Annotated in this window: 13 protein-coding genes; 3 read left to right on the top strand and 10 right to left on the bottom strand. The window is 52.8% G+C overall.

The genetic code is table 11. The features are described 5' to 3' along the window. Positions 1-802 precede the first annotated feature (802 nt). Entirely contained in the window at positions 803-4,066 is a 3,264-nt protein-coding gene (locus tag HOV93_RS13390) for a WD40 repeat domain-containing serine/threonine protein kinase (RefSeq protein ID WP_235990349.1), read from the bottom strand. Between HOV93_RS13390 and HOV93_RS25810 the strand changes: the two genes are divergently transcribed. Further along, positions 3,947-4,231, top strand: a complete 285-nt coding sequence (locus HOV93_RS25810; RefSeq protein WP_235990383.1) for a hypothetical protein — start codon at positions 3,947-3,949, stop codon at positions 4,229-4,231. The genes HOV93_RS13390 and HOV93_RS25810 overlap by 120 nt on opposite strands. Positions 4,232-4,426: 195 nt before the next feature. Here the strand turns inward: HOV93_RS25810 and HOV93_RS13395 are convergent, their stop codons facing one another. Beyond that, a complete protein-coding gene (locus HOV93_RS13395; protein WP_207397014.1) occupies positions 4,427-6,754 on the bottom strand; it encodes a hypothetical protein in 2,328 nt (775 codons plus the stop codon). 139 nt (positions 6,755-6,893) lie between these two features. Here HOV93_RS13395 and HOV93_RS13400 point away from each other — a divergent pair, with 139 nt between their 5' ends. Further along, positions 6,894-7,517, top strand: coding sequence for a sigma-70 family RNA polymerase sigma factor (locus HOV93_RS13400; RefSeq protein ID WP_207397015.1), 624 nt, complete (start codon positions 6,894-6,896; stop codon positions 7,515-7,517). Between the two features lie 266 nt (positions 7,518-7,783). Here HOV93_RS13400 and HOV93_RS13405 read toward each other — a convergent pair whose 3' ends face one another. Further along, the gene (locus HOV93_RS13405) at positions 7,784-8,758 is read right to left on the bottom strand and encodes a terminase large subunit (protein WP_207397016.1); all 975 of its coding nucleotides are present in this window, start codon (positions 8,756-8,758) and stop codon (positions 7,784-7,786) included. 355 nt (positions 8,759-9,113) lie between these two features. Here HOV93_RS13405 and HOV93_RS13410 point away from each other — a divergent pair, with 355 nt between their 5' ends. Next, positions 9,114-10,178: an integrase core domain-containing protein gene (locus tag HOV93_RS13410; protein WP_207397017.1), complete on the top strand. Its 1,065-nt coding sequence runs from the start codon at positions 9,114-9,116 to the stop codon at positions 10,176-10,178. 742 nt (positions 10,179-10,920) lie between these two features. On the opposite strand, the gene HOV93_RS13415 is transcribed toward HOV93_RS13410, so the two are convergent. The 7 genes from HOV93_RS13415 to HOV93_RS13445 all read right to left on the bottom strand — a co-directional run bounded on the left by HOV93_RS13415 (position 10,921) and on the right by HOV93_RS13445 (position 21,950). Beyond that, positions 10,921-12,420, bottom strand: a complete 1,500-nt coding sequence (locus tag HOV93_RS13415) for a TolC family protein (protein WP_235990312.1) — start codon at positions 12,418-12,420, stop codon at positions 10,921-10,923. Positions 12,421-12,621: 201 nt separating this feature from the next. Continuing rightward, positions 12,622-15,699 carry an efflux RND transporter permease subunit gene (locus tag HOV93_RS13420; protein WP_207397018.1) on the bottom strand — a complete coding sequence of 1,026 codons (3,078 nt, stop codon included), beginning with the start codon at positions 15,697-15,699 and terminating at the stop codon, positions 12,622-12,624. Between the two features lie 65 nt (positions 15,700-15,764). Continuing rightward, the gene (locus HOV93_RS13425) at positions 15,765-17,048 is read right to left on the bottom strand and encodes an efflux RND transporter periplasmic adaptor subunit (protein ID WP_207397019.1); all 1,284 of its coding nucleotides are present in this window, start codon (positions 17,046-17,048) and stop codon (positions 15,765-15,767) included. An 8-nt stretch (positions 17,049-17,056) separates the two neighbouring features. Continuing rightward, a complete protein-coding gene (locus HOV93_RS13430) occupies positions 17,057-18,532 on the bottom strand; it encodes a sensor histidine kinase (RefSeq protein WP_207397020.1) in 1,476 nt (491 codons plus the stop codon). Next, on the bottom strand, positions 18,526-18,636 hold the full coding sequence (locus HOV93_RS26615; RefSeq protein ID WP_390814341.1) for a winged helix-turn-helix domain-containing protein: 111 nt from the start codon (positions 18,634-18,636) through the stop codon (positions 18,526-18,528). The genes HOV93_RS13430 and HOV93_RS26615 overlap by 7 nt, the downstream gene beginning before the upstream one ends. 27 nt (positions 18,637-18,663) lie before the next feature. After that, positions 18,664-19,203 (bottom strand): response regulator transcription factor, encoded by a 540-nt coding sequence (locus HOV93_RS13440; RefSeq protein ID WP_207397022.1) that lies wholly within the window; start codon positions 19,201-19,203, stop codon positions 18,664-18,666. 1,169 nt (positions 19,204-20,372) lie between these two features. Further along, positions 20,373-21,950, bottom strand: coding sequence for an arylsulfatase (locus HOV93_RS13445; RefSeq protein ID WP_207397023.1), 1,578 nt, complete (start codon positions 21,948-21,950; stop codon positions 20,373-20,375). Positions 21,951-22,262 lie beyond the last annotated feature (312 nt).

Raw genomic sequence — 22,262 nt, forward strand, 5'->3', positions numbered from 1 at the left:
ACCAGCTCTGGCTGTTAACCGAACGCGATCTGCAAACGGAGAGCGAGAGAACTATATCGCGAGTGGTGGCAGGTAGCCTGCTAACCGAACGTTTGACGCGCTCTCACACTTGAAACGGCAAACTCTCGTCGACGTAAATCTTTGGCCGAATTGCGGATACATCGAGCCCAAAAAAAGAGCCGACGCGGGAGTTTGGAGTAAACTCGACGGTCGGCTAATTTCGTAAAGCTCGAAGGCTCCCCGTGCAGAACCCTCTTCGTGAATGTTCTCTGTTTGGGTTTTCGCACTATCTGATTCCGGGGAACGGACTTAGCGATTCAGCGTCCCTTTCGGTCTACCCCTGAGCGAACCGAACCCTTTTCTGAATTGCAGAGGGTTCGGCTCGGACCCCGAAAGGAACCCTTTGCGAACCGAGAACATATGCCACAGCTGGACTATCTGTTGTGACCGGCCATGGAATCTCGACGAAAGCAGCGTAGAGTCGTTGGAGACGATTCATCCTCTTCGACAATCAACCAGCACTTCGTGCTGTGCCCTGCTGCGATCCTGCCTCAGAAAGCAGTCGAAACATTAATCCACGGCTGAAAATTCTCGTCAGTACATCCGTCTCTTGCCATTGAGGAGATGATCTTGGGAATTCTCAAAACCAAGCAACTACCGCGAATTTATTTTTTGCACAGGACGATAGCCATTGCAAAAAAACTCATTGAAGCACACAGCGGCGCCATCGAAACGGAAGTCGAATGTAGTGGCGCATGACAATGCCGGGTTTCAAATCACGGCAAGCCGTGCGATTAGGTCGTTACTCTTCGGGTAGCCCCACCAGACTTTCTACACCGCCACGTAATTCAAACCATCGCCGATTGTAGCCGCACTCCATGCCGATGGCCACGGAGTCACCGGATTGGCTGAAATTGAATTCGTCAATTCTGCCGTAGCCAACGAATTCGTCGAACACCGGTCGCCAACTGCGGGTTTCGTATATTACAAGCTGACCATCATTGCGACCTGCCAGTAGCAGCGGAAGAGTGGGATGAAAGACTGGATGGACCATTCGCGAGTCCGTTTTTATAGATTTCGCAAGCGATCCATCGGCAGCGTTATGAATCGCGATTTCGCCATAGTTCCCGTTGACGCAAACGTAGCGTGAATCATGCGAAATGGACGCCTTCCATGCCATCTTCCCTACCCACGTCCGCCACCGCAACGACCAGTCAGCAGTATTCACCATAGCCAGCCCATTAGTTCCGCCGACGGCGAGAAGTTTGCCGTCGGCGCTAAAACTCAATCGACCATGCTGCCCTCCCCAGCTTTTTACTTTGGGCAAATGTTTCACGATCTTTTGTTCCGCTATTGACCATACCACCAATCCTCCAGAGTGTCCGGCTACAAACAGTTCTCCATTGGGGTGAAACGCAAGCGAAGATGTATTTGGGCTCGAATCACAAGGTAGTTGATGCGTTCGTTCTCCAGTTTTCAGAGAGTGAATGTCGACTGTTTGTTCACCATTCATGAAGGCCACGCGGTGGGTGTCATGATGCACCACCGCGCGACGAGGCTTGAACCTATATTCCGGACTTTTCGGTTTCAAACTGATGATTCTCGTATCTACTTCGACCACATCTCTTCCATTGCTATGAGCAATAAATAGCCATGGTTTCTCTTGGTCGTAGAAGACCATTGGCCTAGATTGCCAGGTCGGTGTGACCGGACGCAAATCAGCGAGTTTTTCTTCGATTTGAGAAGATGCAAATCGTCGAAACAGCGTAGGAGCTGGTCGAACCACCACAGCGTTTTCTTCATTGGTGGCGTATAGCCCGCCGCTAGGCGAAATTGCAATTCCCTGCGTATGCCCGAGCCACTCACCAGTGTCGCGCCGCCACCATGTAATGGGACGGGTAATTGAGGCAAATCCTCCGTGATGCACCTGATCAAGGCATACATACCGATTATTGTTTGAAATAATGTAGCCACGAGCTCCCCCTGAACCCTCAAGCGGTTGATGCGTTGGCGTCGATTCCAATTTGGCAGTCATCGTTCGGGGTAAAGCAACCACAGCAACATTGCCGCTATCAACGTATCGTCCACGAGCGTTCCAGGGCCAATCTTCTTGAAGTCGACCGACAACCAGCTTTCGGTCGAGCGACATGTTGAAATCAGTGGCGTCAAGTCGCTCTAAAATCGGCTTAGAAACGCGTTCGCCATCAGCGACCTGCACAATGGTAATGCCTTGGCGATCTCGCAGAGTCAATTCGGTACGTTCGGCATTTACGCTGTAGTTATAAACTCGACATTGTTTTAAATCTTTGCCCAAACTCTTCAATTCATCAGTAATAAAGTTCCACAAGAAGTACTCTGATTCGCTGTCAGAAGGTTTGACGAGCAATACCTCGTCTTTGCGATCCGTCAAAGGAGTAAACGATTGCACATCGACCTGATTGCCAATGAGCTTTTTCAGCTTCGTGTCGTACGCGGACACCTTCCGCAAAAGCGTCTTGTTGTTGTAGTCGGTTTGTACTATCAGGTACCGCCCACCTTTGGTAAAACCGCCGCCCAAAGGAGTAACATCAGGGCTTTCGCTGGCGACTTTGTCAATTAATGCTCCCGTTTTTGCATCAAAGATGTGGGTTTTGTGAATTAGGCTGTGAAGTCTTGTGGGAAGCGCAATAACCACTCTGGAATCAGTTCCATCGAAGATGACCTTCGGGCTTACCTCCTCGTTAAAGCCGATATCGATTCTGCAAACCGCTTTGGGAATCCGATTGTTTTGGATACGCCACACCCAATTGCGATCCTCTTGGGCTACGCCTTTCAACAATATTTCCGCTTCGTAAAAGCGACCAAGCTGAACCCTTTGACCCGCTAACAGAATGGAAACTCGCGACGCTTCTTTTCGCTGCGCGATACCCGCCTCAATCGCCTTATCTGTTTGTTCTTCAGCGATTGCGCGTTCAGCTTTGGCTTGTTGCTCCTGTCGTTTTGCTTTTCGTTCTTCCGCTTTCGCTTTCTTCTTTTGGTTATCGGCAACGATAAGGTTCGCGTTTGCCTCCTTCCAGGCGAATTGTGCATTGACCCATGCACCGCTTACTAGCAGTAAACTAAGTAGCAGTGTCAAGACGACTGCGCCAATCGAACTACTTACGATCTGGTTCCGCCTGCTCCACCGAATTACACTTTCGAGCGCTGAGATCGGTCTAACCGAAACGGGGCGGTTCTCAAGGAATCGATTCAAGTCGTCAACAATACCTTGGCATCGGGAATAGCGATCCGCCGCACGAGGTTCAAGCATGTGCTGGCAGATCGCTTGCAAATCGGCTGGAATTTCGTTGGCTGTATTCGCGAAGCTCGGCGGGGAAGGATAGCCTTGCAAATGAGTAACGATTTCCATTGTTGATCCACTCCAAGGGACGGAGCCAGTCAACATCTGATAGAACAAAACCCCCAGCGAGTACTGGTCGGTTTGCGCTCCGATTTCGCTCGCCACGCCGCGTGCTTGCTCTGGCGACATGTAGGCCGGCGTACCCATGATTACGCCTTCCCTTGTGAGATCGACGGCGTGATCGGTTCGCTTGGCCAAACCGAAGTCCATAATCATGGGTTGGTTTTGCTCATCGATCATCACATTTGCAGGTTTGATGTCGCGATGAATGATACTTTTTTGATGCGCATAATCGAGTGCATCAGCGAGGTTGCGAACCCACACCACATCCCGAAGGAGGTCGGAAGTAGAATCTGCGAGCGATTGTTCTAACGTGACCCCTCGCACAAAGGACGAAGACAGATAGTACTGCTGATCGACGCAGCCACGCTCCCAGACGGCGACAATATGGGGATGCTGCATCTGGGCGGCGATTTGTGCTTCGGACAAAAAGCGATCGACAAGTAACTGATCATCAGAAGTAAACCGGGCTAATTTAAGAGCAACTTCGCGGTCGAGAGTCGGATCGTGGGCGCGGAAAACGATGCCAAACGCTCCACGTCCCAACTCTTGCTTTATTTTGAATCTGCCGAACTGCCAATCTCCTGGCGAATTTTCGGCGCTTTTCTGAGTGCCGTCGCCGCTCATGCCCGTTGTCTTGTCGAGCACGATTGCCTCAGTCTCCGCTGGCGAAGATTCGACTTTCAGCATCTCTTGTATTTGGCGATCATACGCCGGAAACTTCGCCAAATACGCTTCTGGCCGCAACGACTTTCCGCGATCGGTGCGAAGTTCAACATCAATCTTGAGTAACTCGCCAAACAGCGATTCCCTTATTTCAGGTGTGCATTGTTGTAGGCATGATTCCAGGAGAGACAGGCTATCGCATGACCATTCCGATTCAAACTGATCGGAAATTGCGTCAAGCAACTCCAGGTTAGTTATTTCGTTGTCATTCATGATGCGGTATAGGGTTGGCGATCAGGGCACCTATCGATTTTTTCGATTCTAATCTTCCTTCGTTTCGGAATTGAGGGTCATGTGCGAAAGCAAGCCTTGATAGTCGCCGCTGCGGCCTATCAACCGCTCATTGGTTGCATCGTAACGCAGTACGAACTTCTCTTCCCAATCTTTGTTGAATAGTGTGATTTTGCTGAGGTGATCTTTCTGTCGAGCCAGCACCAATGTGAATCCGTTTATTGCGGGGTCCGTAAGGTTAACGCTCCCTTGGTAAACACCTTTTACTCTGCGATCGGCCTCCGCGGTAATTTCAACCGTCACGCGTTTTCCTTCAAGTTCGTACTCCAACACTTTCATGTTGATGTTGGTCGTTTCTTTGACTCTAACATTAGTATACTGACCATTCCATTCCCGACCCGACTGCAATACAGCAGGCCACTTCTTCATCATTGCTGCGGTCGTGTAGGCTTCAGAAGGTGCACTTGTATCGTCTCGCTTCAACGTGGCAATTTCACCACCCTTGCTCAACCCATAGAGTGTTTCGCCGCTAGGTGACAATCGAAACTTCTTGGCGTCATTCGTTTCCGTTCTGCTGAAAAACACTTCGAAAGTCTCGTTGTCAGTAGTTGTGTTTTTGCCTTTTTGCAGTGTCGTGAGACTATATCCGTCGATCCGACCGTGGGTTTGGTTCCATGACCCTTCGTAAACAACAAAATCAAGCGGCCTGTCTTTCTTTTCCATCAACAGCCGCACGTATTTGCCCTCGTTTCGCACTTCCGCAACGCGAAGTGTAACTTCCTCCACGGCTTTAGATCGCCATTGCTTGGTGCCTCGCCAGATTGAGCCTGTTGTGACGACGTCCTTCCAGCGGGATGCGCCATCGATCACCTTTTCGTTCACCGTAGTTTCGCCCAGCGTCAACTCCGCCTTTCGATAACGGCCAATAAACCCTTTTTCCGTTGGCAACAAAGTGAGAGTATAATTCGAGCCGCGCGTGAAAAGTTGGGAATCGTCTGCGGAACGGTCATGTGCGGTGCCGTACGTGACTTGCTTCAGTTGAATGGGCAGCCCCAAATGATGTGGCGACTGCGTGCGATACTTACCCTCAAACACGGCAAAGGTAAACGGTGAGCTCTTGTCTTCAAACAACACGCGCAGGTTGCCTGTTGGCTCATCGAACTGCGTTACGGTCATTGCAAGCTGCCGATCGGCAAAGCCAGAGATGCTTTCGGTTCCCTTGGTTTGCGCGCCCACCTGCTGCAAGTCAGTTAATCGCTTTGAAACCGGTTCGTCCGATGTAGATTCACTGGCAGTTAGCGGCGTAGATCGCGTTTGATCGGCAAGATTGTACTGCCCGCTCGCGCGGTCAAAATGTAGGTTGAGCCCTTCTGCGGCAACGCGAGAAAGTGGCGACAGACTAGAGTCAGCGTTGTTCAGATTCAATTTCCATCCATCGTGCTCTACGTTCACACGTGGTTTCGCTGTTGGAGTTGGTGGAAGCGACAACATGCCATCGAACACGGCTCGCGAAAAGGTATCTTGCGAGTCGATGGCGACCACGTTGACGGCGCCTTCCTCATCACTCATTTCAAATTGAAATGTCACCATCGACGGAGAATTCGTTCTTCCGACCATCGGTCCAGAAACCACAGTCTCACCATTCACTAAGCTGTTCAAAGCGGTGCGTTCATGAGTCAGGCGAGAGTTCACAGTTGCTTCTGCTTGCTTCAACTGTTTCACAAAGTCGCTATGACGTGTTCGCAACCTCACAATGGGGTCAGCAGAGCTGCCATCACTAACGGCGGCGTCATCACCCATTTCACCCTTCGTACTAAGCGAATCGAAATCTACAGGAAAAGGTTTGACTATTGTAACAGACGAAATCTTCATACCGCTCTCATCGTCGGTAATCATTGCTGTTCCTCGCCATTTGATTTCTTCGCCAGCTTTCGTTGCCGCGCGAAACAATCGAGGCAGTCGTGAATCGTCAATATCTTTTTTCATCGCGACCAGCGGTTCTCGTTCAGGCCATCTCACCTGCGTATGCTGATTTAGGGCGGCTTCATAAGCCGCAACGGAGTCAGCAAGTCCCTTCTTTAATGCGGCGGGATCTAGTTCGGTCAACCAATCAGCAGCAGCAGATTCAGTGCAATCAAAATCAACCTTCCAGCGATTACCTTGTTGGTGTTCAAGTTCGATGTTGCTAATATGGCGATCCGAAACGGGCAGTTGATGCGCCGGCTTGGACTGGATAAGCTCGGTGACTTGGTCGCGGTCGAGACCACCAGAGCAACCTGTGGCCGCGGCAGCAAAAGTAGTAAGTACGGCCATCATTGAGAATCGGCCCAATAGCGCGATCGTGTGAAATGACTTCATTTGCAATACTCTAAGGGGTTTTCGAGAGGTAAAATGAAGGCGTACGCTTCGGCGATTTCCGATGGAGCGAGGCGTCTTCATGACTTTTATGGCGAACCGTTTCGCGAACCCTTCATTTATTTTCAGAATTCTTCCTGCCATGAGCGAACCAGAGAAAGAAGACGAGCAGTTCGCTGAGTACGCCAATGGGTGGCTTAAGTCCGTCGCCGACGATCAGACTAAATCGTTCGAGACGGTTTGTCGGCAGTTTCAACCTGCTTTGCGTAAATTCGTGGAGAATCGTTTGAGCCCCAAGTTGCAAAACGAGATCGGGGCAAGCGACATCATGCAGAGTGCGTTTGTGAGCCTATGGAAGCAGTTAGATTCAAATACCGAACTTGAAGCGGGCTCCACTGAAGAGCTATGGCGGTTGTTGGTGACGATCGCCCGCCGCCGACTATCGCGTCATTGGCGACGAATTCACGCACAGAAACGAGGCGAAGGGCGTGAATTAAACGCCAGCAACCTTGCCAGTGATGATCAAACTGCAAGATTTGAAGGGCTGGTTATTGAAACAACGAACCAGCAACTCGAGATTGAATTGAACGATGCAGTTGCCCAGCTTGAGTCCGAACTGCAAACAATTGTGTCAATGCGGCTCGCCGGCATGACCACGCGGGAAATCGCGAACGCTCTGCAATGCAGCCTAAGTCGTATCGAAAGAAAAAACCGCCTCATCAATGAACGGCTTCGCCGATTTATGTCAGATAATTCTGATCAGTGACTGGTTTGACTTTGCGCCGCTCTTCGTTTATGTGACTTCACCAACCCGCTAGAGCGACACCTTATTATGTAGCAGCAGGTGCAAGTATTCTGATAAACATCGTCGGCGTCGATAGTCTGAGAGATTATCATACGAATGAACGCGCAAATCCGCCGGTTGTGTTTTGCGAACCACCTCCCCGTGCGGAACCCTCTTCGTAAACTTTATCTGGTGCTAAAGTGACGGAAAGCCAAGGCCTGTAACGGCAAGCGACGGTTCGAGACTATTTACAAAAACAACATCCCCCGCTCCGAATAGATACTCTCGTACTCCACATGCCGAGTCGCCAAATCCACCGCCATCACGAGCGCCACGATCCCATCAATCCGCTCCTGACTCTTCTTCTTCGACGGCTTCCAGTTATCGGCCGCGTCCTGTTCGATCGCCACATTACCAGCCATCCAGCGGAGCACAGGGTGACCTGCGTGGCGTAGCTTTCGTGAAAGCACCAACTCTTCCAGCTTCTTGGTCGGCGCCGACATACTCGCGTAGCCCTGCCTGAACGATACAATCTCGAACCCATCGTCATCCAATTGCGTAGCCAACTGAGTCGCATTCCACCGGTCGATGGCGATTTGCTCGATCTTGAATCGTTTGCCTAACTCGTTGATACGCGCCCGGATGCGTTCGTAGTCGACGACTTCCCCGGGTGAGGCTTCGATATACCGTTGCTGGATCCAGGGCACGTAAGGAGCGTGATCCCGTTTCTCACGCCTACGGGCACCTTCCTTTGGCACCCAGAAGAACGGCAGCACGTCGTATTGATCGTCTTCCTCGAATACGAGAACGAGTGCTGAGATGTCGGTTGTTGAAGACAAGTCGAGACCAGCGAAGCATGTGCGGCCATCCAGTTCAGCGAGAGCATCATCACATGCGTCCCATTTTTCCATGTTCAGCCAACGCGATTCCTGCTGGGTCCATTGGTTCAAGCGATACCGACGGAACGAGTTTTCCTTGGCAGGTGATTCCTGAGCCTCACGGCAGTCTTCAGCGAACTGTTCTGCGTCGATCGTAATACCGATACTCGGATTCGACTTCTGCCAAACCTCAGGCGTGCTCCAATCCTCCTCAACGTCCGCTGCGGAAATGTAGGGGAAGAACGCCGTGTCCTCGACCGTGCCTTCCAGCACCTGGCGAGCGTATTCGTGCTGTTCCCAGCAGATACTCAGTCGATCGTAGCCAGCGGTCGTAATCGCCAGCATCAGTGGCTGTCTCCGCGAAGCACCTCTCCCCGTGCAGAACCCTCTTCGTGAATGTTCTCTGTTTGGGTTTTCGCGCTATCTGATTGGGGGAAAAGGACTTAGCGATTCAGCGTCTCTTTCGGTCTACCCCTGAGCGAACCGAACCCTTTACTGAATTGCGGAGGGCTGGCTTCGGACCCCGAACGGAACCCTCCGCAACCGAGAAAATATGCCACAACTGGACTATCTGTTATGACCGGCGGCGAGTTTGGGAGATTTAAACGCGGGAACCATTTTGCGACTTTTCAGCCCTCGCTGCGGGGTGCAAAAAAGAAGATATCTCCATTGTCATTAACGACTTCCGCATCTTAGCACGATGAAGAACATTTACCACAAATTGCTTCTACTCATCGCCGGTTCGACCCAAAAAGAACTGCCCGCACAGATCCGTTACCTCAAGGTTGAGAACGAGGTACTTAGGTCCAAACTGCCCAAACGGATCTCGGTCACGACCCAGGAGAAGAACCGGCTCGTGAAGTTCGGCGCCAAGTTGGGAAAAGCGGTCCACGAGATCGTCACCATTGTCGCACCGAGCACACTACTCCGCTGGATTCGCGAATCGAAGAAGCCAGGCGGGATCAAGCCGGTACGAAAAGGACGTCCTCGCACCAAGGAAGAGATCCGCGAACTGATCATTCGCATGGCACGTGAGAACGACTGGGGTTACACGCGGATCATGGGCGAGCTCAAGAAGCTCGGGATCAAGCCACCGTCGCGAAACACCGTGAAGAACATCCTCAAGGAGAACGGACTCGACCCGGGCCCTAAACGCGGCGAGGGAACATGGGATGAGTTTCTGAAAATGCACGCGGCGACGCTCTGGCAATGCGACTTCTACTCTAAGCGAGTTCTCACCCTAAAAGGCTGGCGAGATCTGTATGTGCTCGTGTTTCTCCACGTCGACTCGCGTCAGGTCTTCATCACGTCATCGACATTCCATCCCAACGAAGAATGGACCACGCTGCAAGTCGAAAAGTTTCTGGAGCATGCGAAGTCAAAAGAACTGTCTGTCCAGACATTGATGCATGATCGGGACAAGACGTTCACCACCAAGGTCGACGCCACGTTGCAAGCCATGGACATCCGGGTCGTGAAGTCAGCTTATCGCTCGCCCAACACCAACGCCTTTGTCGAACGGTTCATTCAAACGCTGCAGCAGGAATGCCTGGATCACTTTGTCGTGTTTGGCCAGGAGCACATGGATTATCTGGTGCACGAATTCGTCGATTTCTATCACGAAGAGCAACCGCATCAGGGGAAAGAAAACCAACTGCTGACTTCAGTTGACCAACCTGAGGCTGAAATTCTATCGATCAATTCAGTCAAATGCCACGAACGACTCGGTGGTGTGCTGAAACACTATCATCGCCAAGCGGCGTGAAAGTGGCTCGTGCACCCTTTCTCCTTTGACGACCAACCCATCCAACCGCCGTGCCCTGCTGCGCTCATGCTTGCGCAACTGGGCGAATACTGATTTACGGTTGCGAATTCCCGTCGTGGCATGCCCTACCTTGACTTTGATTAGTTGACTTCTGTGAATTACGTCCCGGTTTCAACTCGTGTTCTGACTTTTTGCACAAGACGATCGAGCCCAAAAAAAGAGCCGACGCGGGAGTTTTCAGTAAACTCATCGTTCGGCTAATTTCGTAAAACTCGAAGGCTCCCCGAATCGGCCACTCGGCAAATAACTCGTTTGTCGAGCTAGGTCTTTGCCTGATAACGACTTCCAGAAAGGAAAGGAACGTCCATCTACTGCCCTGGGGAGACCTGAAAGCCGCGTTGGAGCCTACCAAACCCCCTCAGGCTAAACACGATCCGCTGACTCGTGCCCGATTCTACCAGTCTCTTCTCGACAATGGAATCGTCGAAAGCCGGGCTGCTCTTGCCAGGTATCTAGGCGTCAGCCGGTCACGGGTAACGCAGGTTCTTAGGCGACTGAACCACCAAAATCCTGGTTAATCATTCTTCAGTTTTGCTCTCGCGACAGCATTCGGCTTGATTGCCATCGGACCTCGTGTCACATCTACCCCAGGTCACGCCCTCCTTGGCTATATTTCAATGTCGAAACAATAGAAATCATTGAACAAATTAACCACTCCAGTGAATTAACGCTGCTTATTTGATCAATGTACGACTTCTTCGACCGGTAAACCTACAGATTGAATCAAGTCGGCAGCCGCTTGGGCTAACTCGTTGTAGAGGTCGATGCGGATTCGTTGGTTTTGCAGGATGCTGTTGCGGGCCTGGGTGACGCGGATGATGTCGACTTCACCTGCTCTGAATTGCCGTTCTAAGCCTTCCAATGCCTGCGGAGTTTCGATCGCCTCATCGAGGCCAGACTCTTCCAGGCTTTCGTACGCCAATTGATAACGTTGCAAGGCTGCCTCCGCTTCCAGGTTTGCGCGGCGAAAGAGTTGTCGCCAGGCGGTCGTCCGTTGGTTGAGTTCCGCCACTCGCTGTCTTTCGAGCGGTGCCCCCGTGTTGAAGACCGGGATGTCCATTTGGGCTTGGAGGCCAAGGAAAGTCGACTCATCCTGACTTCGTTGATAATACGGACCGATTTGCATATCTGGAACCTTGGCAGCCGAAGCCAAATCAAGATTGGCCCGGGCCGCGTCCACGTCGGCCAGAGCGGCCAGAACGTCAGGTCGTGATGCCGCCCAGTTGGAAAGTAACGCCGGATCGTTCATCTCGCAAGGCTGGCCGCCGCCATCGGCAATCAACGTTGGCATTCGCCAGTTCAGTTCTGTTAAACGATCGCTTAGCAGCAAATCAGTCTCAGGTGAAAAACCCAACTGCTGCTTCAAGTCACGTACCGACGACTGAAAAGTAGCTTGTGCTAAGCGAACTTGTTGGGCGGTCGCTCGGGCATCGATGCGGGCGATTTCAACGTCGGCTCCCGAAGCCTGGCCTGCCTGGAGTTGTTTCTCAAGCGTGTCCTTCAATAGCAAATTATAGTCGTGAGCAGTTTCCGCCAAATTCAGCAATTCTAGCTGATAAAGAGCCGTGAAATATAGTCGAGCCGACTGCCCCACGTTCTGAAGTTCAGCGGAATGAATCGACCAGCGAATCTGGTTCAAGTTGGATGCGGCGTTCTGTTCACGGTATCTTTGCTGATGGGCCAACTCAATTCGCTGCATCAACAAGACATAATGATACGTCGTTCCCACGCCAGCCCCGACAGCGTCCTGATAGGGAGTCACGCGAACCTGCGCGAATGGATTGAAGGGATAGGTCTGGGCGACGTCGAGTACTCCGAGCCCGATGTTTTCGTTCTGACGAAGCGCCACGAGATCCGGATTTTGGGCGAGTGCCTGCGAAATCGAGTCCATCAAATTGTAACGCAGAGCAACCGGATTGCTGCCGGTCGTTGATTGTGGCACGTCTGGAATCGTTGGCTCGAATTGCGCGGCTGCCAGGGTGATGACGGATGATTCGTTTTCAATTCCCGAGGCCGGACAAACCTCGTTCTCGTAGACTTCGGTCGGTCTGGTGGTAATGGCGTCCGCCGGAGGTGACACAACCGGGGCTGCTGCCGTCAAAGAGGATGGTGGAGCAGTCCCCAAACGGCAACCTGCTACCGCCAGAAGTACCAGCCCGATCATCGTTCCTAACTTGCTCATAGTCTCAGTCCGCTTGCTTGCCATCATGATTTAGGGCCGATAAGCGTGACTACCATCGCTAGTCAAACGCCATTTTACGGCCAACTAGAGCTAAGTTCGGCGGAGTTCAGGTCATAGCAGTAGCAGCGAATGTAGTGGGAAACCGGAGTTAATCTTCTTGCTTTGAAACTATGACGATTGTGCCGGTTGCGCCCCGCAATGCTATTCGTCGGCATGCACATCATGCGGCTTTGCGAACAAAAGATACAACGGTGGCAAGATGAAGAGGTTAAGAATCGTTGATGTGACCAGCCCCCCTATGATCACGACGGCCAATGGGTATTCGATCTCATGTCCAGGCTTGTTTCCGGAGATCGCCAACGGAAGCAGTGCTAGCGAAGTCGTGAGGACCGTCATCAAGATCGGAAGCAAGCGTTCCTCGGCACCTCGAACGACCAGGTTCAAACCGAACGGTTCTCCTTCTTCGGCTTGTAAGTGCCGGTAGTGGCTGACCAGCATAATTCCATTTCGCGCGGCGATGCCAAGCACCGTCACAAACCCAATCAGAGAACCCAACGAGAGAACGCCCCCTGCGATCCAGGCCGCAACCACGCCACCGATCAATGCAAAGGGAATGGTCAAAGTGACGATCATCGTCAACCGAAGTGATTGAAAGTCGATATAAAGGATGAGGATCATTCCAATCAAAGAGATCGCGGACAGGGCAAATAGCTGGTTCTGCGACTGCTGCCGCGCGGTGTACTCGCCGAGGAATTCCGGGTGATACCCGCGATCGAAAGGAACCGCGAGAACGGCCGCTTCGACATCCCTTGCGACGGAACCAAGATCGCGTCCTTCAGCATCGCAGCTTACGTCGATTCGCCGTGAGCCTCCTTCTCGCTTGACTTCGTTGGGGGCAGGCACAATCGAAACATCCGCCAGGTCTCGCAACGGCACCTGACCTCCGGACGGTGTGTCAATCCGTAGGTCATGGAGTGCGGTCAGGTCGCTACGGGCTTCTTCATTCCCCCAAACAACCACACTGTATTTCATTTGATTCTCATAGACTTCCCCGACCTTGGTTCCCCGCAGGATCGTGGTGATCGCCCGACGAATTTGGCCCGGTGTGAGCCCAAACCGTTCGGCCGCGTCGGGTCGCAGGCGTACCTCAACCTGGGGCACTAGAACTTGCGGCTCGACTTTAAGATGAGCAGCGCCCTCCACGTTTTCCATCGCAGCGGCCACTTCCTTAGCTTTCTCGCGCAAACCGTCGAGGTCAGGCCCGTAGATGCGAACCACAATACTAGAACTCGAACCGGTTAGCACTTCCTTAACTCGTTCGCGAAGGTACGTAAGCACGTCTCGATAGAGTCCGGGATAGCCTTCGACTGCCTCGACAATTTCTCCATGCGTCTTCTCGTAGTCCGCCTCTTCATCAATGCTCACCCATAGCTCTGTAAAGTTCGGACCGACCACCTCGTCGGCCGCTTCGGCACGACCAATATGACTGCCGAAATTCCGTACGCCGGGGATCGCCCTCAATTCCTTGCTGGCCTCGATGGTGACTCGGTCCATTGCCTCGATCGATGTGCCAGGCCGTTCGACAAAGTGCATCAGGAAATCGGTTTCCTGGAAATTCGGCAGAAACTCTTGCCCAAGTTGATTAGTCAGCCAGAAGGTTCCCAAAAACGAAACTACCAATAGCGTGATTGCTCCGATCGGACGACGCGCGAACCAAGGCAGAATCGCGTGGTACGGTCGGCGTAGCCAGCGACTTAATGGTGGCTCGTGTGCTTCCTTTTTTCCGAATGGGAGAATCAAGAGCGATAAAGCCGGAGTTACTAGCAGGGCCACCATCAGCGAGGCAGAAATGGCCAACACATACCCAAGTGCCAAGGGACGAAAGAATGCTCCCGGCAGGCCTTCTAGAAAGAAGATTGGCAGGAACACCAGGATGATAATTGCCGTGGCATAGACGACCGCGCTACGCACTTCCAGAGAAGCCTCCAGCACGACACGAAACGACGACTTGGGATGTCCTTCGACTCGGTTGAGCCGCAACCGCCGGACAATGTTCTCGACATCGATAATCGCGTCGTCCACGACTTCCCCCAGGGCAATCACCAAACCAGCAATGATCATCGTGTTGATCGTCAGGCCCCAGAAGTAGAGCACGACAACCGTCGCCATCAAAGAAAGGGGAATTGCTGTTAAGCTGATCACGGCCGTTCGCCAATCGAAGAGAAACAGCACCAGCACAATCACCACAAGTACGCAGCCAGTCAACAAGGCATGTGTGAGATTCTTAATCGACCGTTCGATAAATGTTGCCGGTCGGAAGATCGTCGAATCGATTTCCACGCCTTTCAAACCTGGCTTCATCACTTCCAAGGCTTCTTCTACCTGGCGAGTGACTTCCAACATGTTGGCGGCCGGCTGCTTTTCGACAATCAGCAACAGGCCCGGGACATCATTGATGATTGCGTCGCCGATAGGTGGCGGCGATCCAACTTTAACTTCAGCAACATCACCGAGGTGCAACACGGCGCCACTTTGATAGGCAACGACTGTTTGCGCCAGATCGTCCGGGGTCTGAACTGGCGACAACTGCCGGACCGCCAATCTTTGGTTGGGCGTATCGACAAAGCCCCCTGCATCAAGGACCACAGCATCCCCAGCTGACTTGATGACCGCATCGAGCGTGATCTGATGATCACGTAACTTCTGGGGATCGACCAATACCTGAAACTCCTTGTCCCGTTGTCCCCAAATGGCGACATTGGCGACGCCGGGAATGGCCATCAATCGGGGCCGCATGCTCCATACGGCCAATTCCGTCAATTCGCGTTGATTGAGTTCGTCCGACCAGATTCCGATCTTCATCATTCGGCTGAGTGAAGAGAGCGGTTGCAGGATTACTGGTGCCCGGGCAACCACGGGCAGTCTGGGAGTCTCGGCGGCAAGTCGTTCCTGGACGAGTTGACGCGTGCGGTAGACATCCGCGTTGTAGTTCAGCAACAAACGAATTGACGACAAACCGAGTACCGATTTGGACCGAATCGTTTCCAGTCCTGGTGTGCCGACCAGGGCATTTTCAAGCGGAAATGTGACAAGGTTTTCGACCTCTTCAGCAGAAAGGCCGGGGGCTTCCGTCTGGATTTCAACGTACGGCGGAGAAAACTCGGGAAAGACATCCAGCGGCAGATCTGGAATTAGTCGAATGCCGACCACGATCAATAGGATCGAAAGTGCCACGACAGCGACACGCAACTTCAGAGCAGATTCAACCAGCCAGCTCATGATAACCCTTTAGTATGTATCGAACGTTCAAGCGCGACGGCGTGTAATATCTCGTCGGACTCTACCTACTTCGAGAATCCGAATTCGGTTCCCGCCAATTCCGCCGCCCCAGCCGTAACGACCTTGGCTCCTATCGCGGGACCATGGCGCACCGCGGCCCATTCACCATCGACCCAGGCAACTTGAACCCGTCGGCGAACGAACTTCCGTGGCTCGATTTGCTCGTATACCCACTGACCGCCATAGATGTCATGGATCACGGCTGCCCACGGTACCGCAGTCTGCACTGCCTCGCCCTTTAGAGGGATATGCAGTGCCAGCTTTTGCCCCGGTTGAAAGCGGCCATCTGGATTCGGAAGATGATAATAGAGATCTACCGCAGCAGCCGTCGGCACGGCTGTCGGTGGGGAAGCAATCGGCTTGACATTCAAGTCTTCCTCGGAAGGACGGCCATCAAGCATCGAAATACGAGCTTCCTTTTGGGAATCGATCTCAGGCAAGTCGCCGACGTAAACGGGAGCCTTCACCCATAATACGTCGTTGTTCATTACCTCGAACAACGGCGCCCCGGCGGCGACCATTTCCCCCGGCTGAACTTGGACATTCCGCAAGATTCCATTGATCGGTGTGGGAATTGGGATCGCCGAGAGGGTACCGGCTTCTTCATCTAGGATGACTCCTTCGACCTGCTTCTGCCGCTGTTTGGCTGCCGCAAGACCTTTCTCGGCAAGTTCCAGTTGAGCTTTCGCTTCATCGAGAGCCCTGACGGTGCCGACCATATCGTCCAACAAACGTTGAGCACGTTCTAAAGCGATCTTCGCAGCTTCGACTTGCACGTCGGCCTGTTGCACAACTCCTTCGGCATCAATGCGTGATTGAGCCAAAGTATTCTTCGCTTCCGCGAATCGAATCCGCTCGGCCGGCGTCAGGACTGAACGCTCCGGCGAAAGCAGAGGAAGAATGGAGAGAACGGATTGGCTGCGATCGACTTTTTTTCCGACTTCAAGCTTGGTCTGATCGCTTGGGCTTTGAAGCGTACCGGCCAATGGGGCGGAAACGATCACAGACGCATCCGACGGAAGTACGAGATCCGCTCCGTAGGGTCGGACACGAAGCATTGTTCGCTCTTGGACGACCTCCGTTTCGAGACCCAGACGGCGTACTGCGTCTTCCGTAAGCTCAACAACGTTTAAGTCCGTTTCAGATACGGGACGCGTAGACTTCGATGGTGCGTGCGACGATTTGTCGCTCTTGGAAACGTCACGATTGCAAGCGGACACCAAGAGTAGTCCCATGAACAATGCCAACGGGACAACGCGACTTCTAAGAGGATTTGCTTCTTGATCCATATTTTTCCCTACGAGCCACCGACATGTGCGTGTGAGTTTGATATTTCAGAAGAATTAAGATCGCCGGTATTCTCACCAGTGGTAATCGGTTTGTTCTGCTTTATCAGTATCTCGAAGCAAATGGTTACTTCGGTACCTGTTCCGATTTTGCTTTGAATTTCAATGGTTCCACGATGAGAGGCGATGACTGACTTGGCGATAGCCAATCCAAGTCCAAAGCCACCAATCGCTCTGTTTCTAGAGGCATCGACACGATAGAAACGTTTGAAAACGTGAGGCAAGTGTTCCGCAGAAATCCCCACCCCATTATCCCGAACAATTACGTGAACTTGATTCCCGCGATTCACCGATTCAATTTCAACAACCGAGCCTTTGACAGAGTACTTGACGGCATTGTCCAAGACGTTGAAAAATGCTTGGCTGAGTGGAATGTCTTCGCCGGCGATGACGGCGTTCGACTTGCACCGCGTCCGAAGTTCTATTTTTCGAGTCTCAGCGAGAGGCCTGAGCGTCTCAACCACGTCCAGCATGATTGGATCGATTTCCACAGAATCGACTCGATGCGTATCGATACCTGAGTCCTGCCGACTAAGATTCAGTAACTGGTCAGCCAGCGTGCCAAGACGGGTTGCCTCGTCGATGACCACACGAAGTGTTGCTTGATATTCTTCTTCGGTGCGCGACTTACGAAGGGCGGACTCAGCTTCCGAGCGAAGAATCGCCAAGGGAGTCCTAAGCTCGTGCGACGCATCCGCTGTAAAGCGTCGTATTTCATCGACCGCATGTTCCAATCGAGCGATAAGCCGATTCAGAGTGCCAGCCAAATGCCCAAGTTCGTCGTGGGGATTGGAAACCTCGATTCGTCGATTGAGCTGCGAAATGGAGATCGAATTCGCGACTCCCACGATTTGTTCGACGGGTGCCAAAGCTCGGGTGGCTAAAAAATAACCGACCAAAAGCGCGATCACTAAGCTGAGTGGCAATAATACCGCCATCAACAATAAGAGTGTTTCGATATCCGCAATGATCGGATCGAGTGGGGTCAAAACCCTGACTGTTAGCTTTCCACGAGGACCATCAGCGGAACGGCTAGCGACACGGTAATAGGCAACACTCTCGACGGCATAGGTCTCGAACGACTCTCTCGCCGCGCCGGTGTCGGTTTCTGCAAGTTCTTCTTGAATTTTAGGAGTGATATCGGCACTTGCGAAGAGGACTGCCTGTTGCTGGTCGTATACGATGAAGTCGAACGTTTCATGTTGGCGAAATCTCGCCCACAAACTGGAATCAAGTTCTTCGGTAGAATTGGCGATCTGGACTTCTAGAAATAACTCTTGAAGCTCCTCATGCAATTCAGCATCCATCCTCGCAAGAAGTTGGCGATAGCTCAGCGGAATCAATAGGCCGCAGAAAACAATCAGGATGATTGCCAACGCGGAGGCATACCAAAACGTCAATCGCCATCGAATCGGCATTTTCAACATGGCAAGTCTCCGAGCACGTATCCCTGTCCACGGACCGTATGGAGAATCGGCTCCTGATCCTTAGCCTCCAATTCCTTTCGCAAATGGTTGATATGAACCTGGATGACATTCGTCCAGGTGGTGGTGGGTTCTTACCAGACGTCGCGAGCGATCATCTCTCGGGTGACCACTTGGTTACCGTGCTTCATCAGATAGACCAGAATTTCTAGTTGGCGGTTCTGCAAATTGAGCATGACACCGTCACGCTGGGCTTGGCGAGTAATGAGGTCTACGAGAATGGGACCAAAAGACAATTGCGTAGATTCCTCATGAGGTCCCCGTCGCAGAATCACACGAATTCTCGCCAAGAGTTCATCCCATGCGAACGGCTTCACTAAGTAATCGTCAGCTCCCGCATCAAGCCCTGTGACGCGATCCTGTACAGCATCGCGTGCGGTGAGGACAAGTATTGGAGTCGCATCCTTCTTCGATCGAAGCCTCTTCATCCAATCTATGCCATTTCCGTCGGGAAGCATCAAATCCAATATCACCATGTCGACTTCATTCGACATCTTCTCAGTGGCAATCGCGAGTGATTCCGCCTCATGCGTCGAGTAACCAGTTTCTTGCAATGTGCGGACGATACTTGCCAATAGTCGCGGTTCGTCTTCGACAACTAAGATCAGCGACATAAGGAATTGCCTGACTGCGTTCGTGGTAATATCACCTCCTCTTCATTCTCTTTGATCCTATGCTGAATATGAAGTTACGCCCCGGAAGATAAACTCGAATTAAAGAAACGCCTCGATTTGTGAACTAGCCAGGTCAAGCAACCAAAGTTGGTTTTTGGCCTCCCTAAAGTAACACTTACCACGACGTCAGTTCATCGGGTGGAGCCCTGCTTAGCAAGGTACTGGGGAGGATGGAGAATGGTACTCGCAGGCCAACTGTCAAGTCGTCAAACAGGGGAGTCGAGACGATCTTCAGAGTCAAGTCGGAAGCAGCATCATGTTTTTTCGTGGTGACTGCAGGGGCGATAACCTGATACCCCAAGACGAACCATCCTTACGCAGAATGACTCCACGACGATGACCGACATTCCTCATTCGATCTAATGGGTCAGAAGAATTTTGCTAAGTGGATGACTCGGGGTCATAGCTCCCCGAATCGGCCACTCGGCAAATAACTCGTTTGTCGAGCTAGGTCTTTGCCTCATAACGACTTCCAGAAAGGCGCGAAACGTCCATCTACTGCCCTGGGGCGATCTGAAAGCAGCCTTGGAGCCTGCCGAAACTCCCCAGGCTAAACACGATCCGCTGGCTCGTGCCCGATTCTACCAATCTCTTCTCGACAACGGAATCGTCGAAAACCGGGCCGCTCTTGCAAGGTATCTGGGGGTCAGCCGGTCACGGGTGACGCAGGTTCTCAGGCGATTGAACCATCAAAACCCCAGCTAATCGTCGTAGTGCCTTTTTCACTCATGACAGCCTTCGGCATGGCTTGTCAAGGGACCTCGAATCTAACCCAGGACACGCCCACTTTACGCATCTTTTTCTGAAGGACATTTGGTTCGACCGAAGCATGTACGGGCCCCGGTCCAAAGTCGATTGGCGAAAACACTCGGGGGCAGATGTTGTTCGTTTGAACCGTGGATCATCGAAATTGTCGACGTCGCGTTGTGGTCGGATGAAGAATCCGTTGCTGCAACCAGAAACTGAGTCTTTCGGCATAACACCCGCAATCACCGGGCCGCGACGAGTGATTGTCCATTTGAAAACGCCCCGGCTTCGCGGCTCCGGTGCATTGGATTGTTCGACGTACCTTGGGGCTCGAAATCCCTGGCTGTGCTCGTCAGCTTGTGCTAGAGCCCGATGTCCTTGGGCGGGTATTTCTTGAGAGTGGCACCATGCGCCTTCAGTTTACCGAGTACGGTCACCATCCACGGGTCGAGGCGATGGCCGACGGTCATTTCCTCCTTCGGGTCAAGATAGAGGTTAAAAAACCACGGCGCGAGGCCGACGTCGTGAACCGTGGCGAGGTCGATGTGCATGTGCGGGGCTTGGGACATGACGACCTTCACGTGCACCTTGTACTCCTTCATACGGCACGCCATCAGTTCTTTGCCCCACCAAAAGTAAACGGCTTCGCGTTTGGATTGGCCGTCGGCGGCGAGCAGGAACGAGGTCTGGTCCACGAAGTCGTAGTATCTTTCAGCCGGAAGCTTGTCGGTAGAGACGCCGGCGAGCGTGAGACCGACCCCAAATAGGTCCATCAGATCAAACAGCCCGTCGCTGGTGCGGCCGGGCGCAATCATGCCCTTCCAGTAGGCGATGCCGGGAATGCGAACGCCGCCTTCCCAGGTTGTGCCCTTCGCACCGCGGAACGGCGTATAGCCCGCGTCCGGCCAGCCGTCCATTTGCGGGCCATTGTCTGAGGTGAAAAAGACCAACGTATTATCTAACACACCGGCGTCGGCAAGCGTTTGGAGAATATCGCCCACATGGGAGTCCACCTCATGGACGGCGTCCTTGTAGGGATATTTCGCCTCACTCTTCCCGGCATACTCGGGGTGGGCGAAGTTATCGCAATGGACCTTCATGAAACAATGCTCGATGAAGAACGGCTTGTCCCCGGCGGCCAGTTTCTTGATCTGTTCGACTGTGAATTCCGTCAGCACCTGATCAGCCTTGCTCATGTCCTCCGTCGACTGGATCTGCTGCAGCTCTTTCGTCTCACCTCCCTTAAAGCCGTGGGTCAGATAGTCGGTTGGCCCGACCGCCTCGAACGCGGCCAGACGCTCGGGATTAAGCACAAGGCCCGGAAAGCGTCGGACATCGACCCGCTGGGAGATCTCTTTTTGAGCCGGGTAGTAGCCGTAGAATTCGTCGAAGCCGACGTCGTGCGGACGCATGCCCTCGGCCTCGCCGACGTGCCATTTGCCGGTGAGCAGGGTGAAGTAGCCCGCGTCGCTGAGAAGCTTGGGGAGGCTGACTTCGTCGGCCCATGGGTTGGCCGTGATCTTGTCGCCGGCAAGAATTGGTCTTGTCAGGCCGGTGCGTATTGGCAATCGACCGGTGAGGATGGCCGAACGGGTTGGCGTGCAGGTCTGCTGAGAGTAGCAGGAAGTGAGCCTGAGCCCTTCCGCCGCAAGCCTGTCGATGTTCGGCGTCGAGGCGCCGGCGAGCGTTCCGCCTCCAAAGCAACCGGGATCACCAAAGCCCATGTCATCGACCACGAGCCATAGGATATTCGGCCTCTTGCTGGTCTTCTCTTTCAGTGCGGCGAGTTTTTCTTCGGCGACTTTGTCCTGCGCAGGACGTGGGATGCGAGCTTCGAAGTTCTCGGCGGACATCACCGAGCGGTCGAACTTGGTCGCCTCCTGGCCCCATGAGGGTGCTGCACTCGAAAGTGCAACAAGAAGAATCAAGTGCTTGGTCATATGCTTGGATCCATCTATAGGCGAACTAGTGTTTATTCGGAATCCAGGCCGTCGAAATCAGCCGGGCTGCGGACGCCGCGGCCTCCCTGGTTCAAAACATGAGTATAAATCATCGTCGTCCTAACGTCACTCTGACCAGGGCGTTCCTGTACGGTGCGGATGTCATGGATGCCCTCGCAATGAGCTGAGCCCTCGAACTTCATGCACGCTCCAGGATGAACCGACCTTTTTCATTCCCAGAACACGCCCTCCTGAGCGAACAAGCGTGGTTTCATATCGCATCGTGGTGTCTATGCGTCATCTAACAATGCT

The organism is Bremerella alba (assembly GCF_013618625.1).
In the GTDB taxonomy this organism is placed as follows: domain Bacteria; phylum Planctomycetota; class Planctomycetia; order Pirellulales; family Pirellulaceae; genus Bremerella; species Bremerella alba.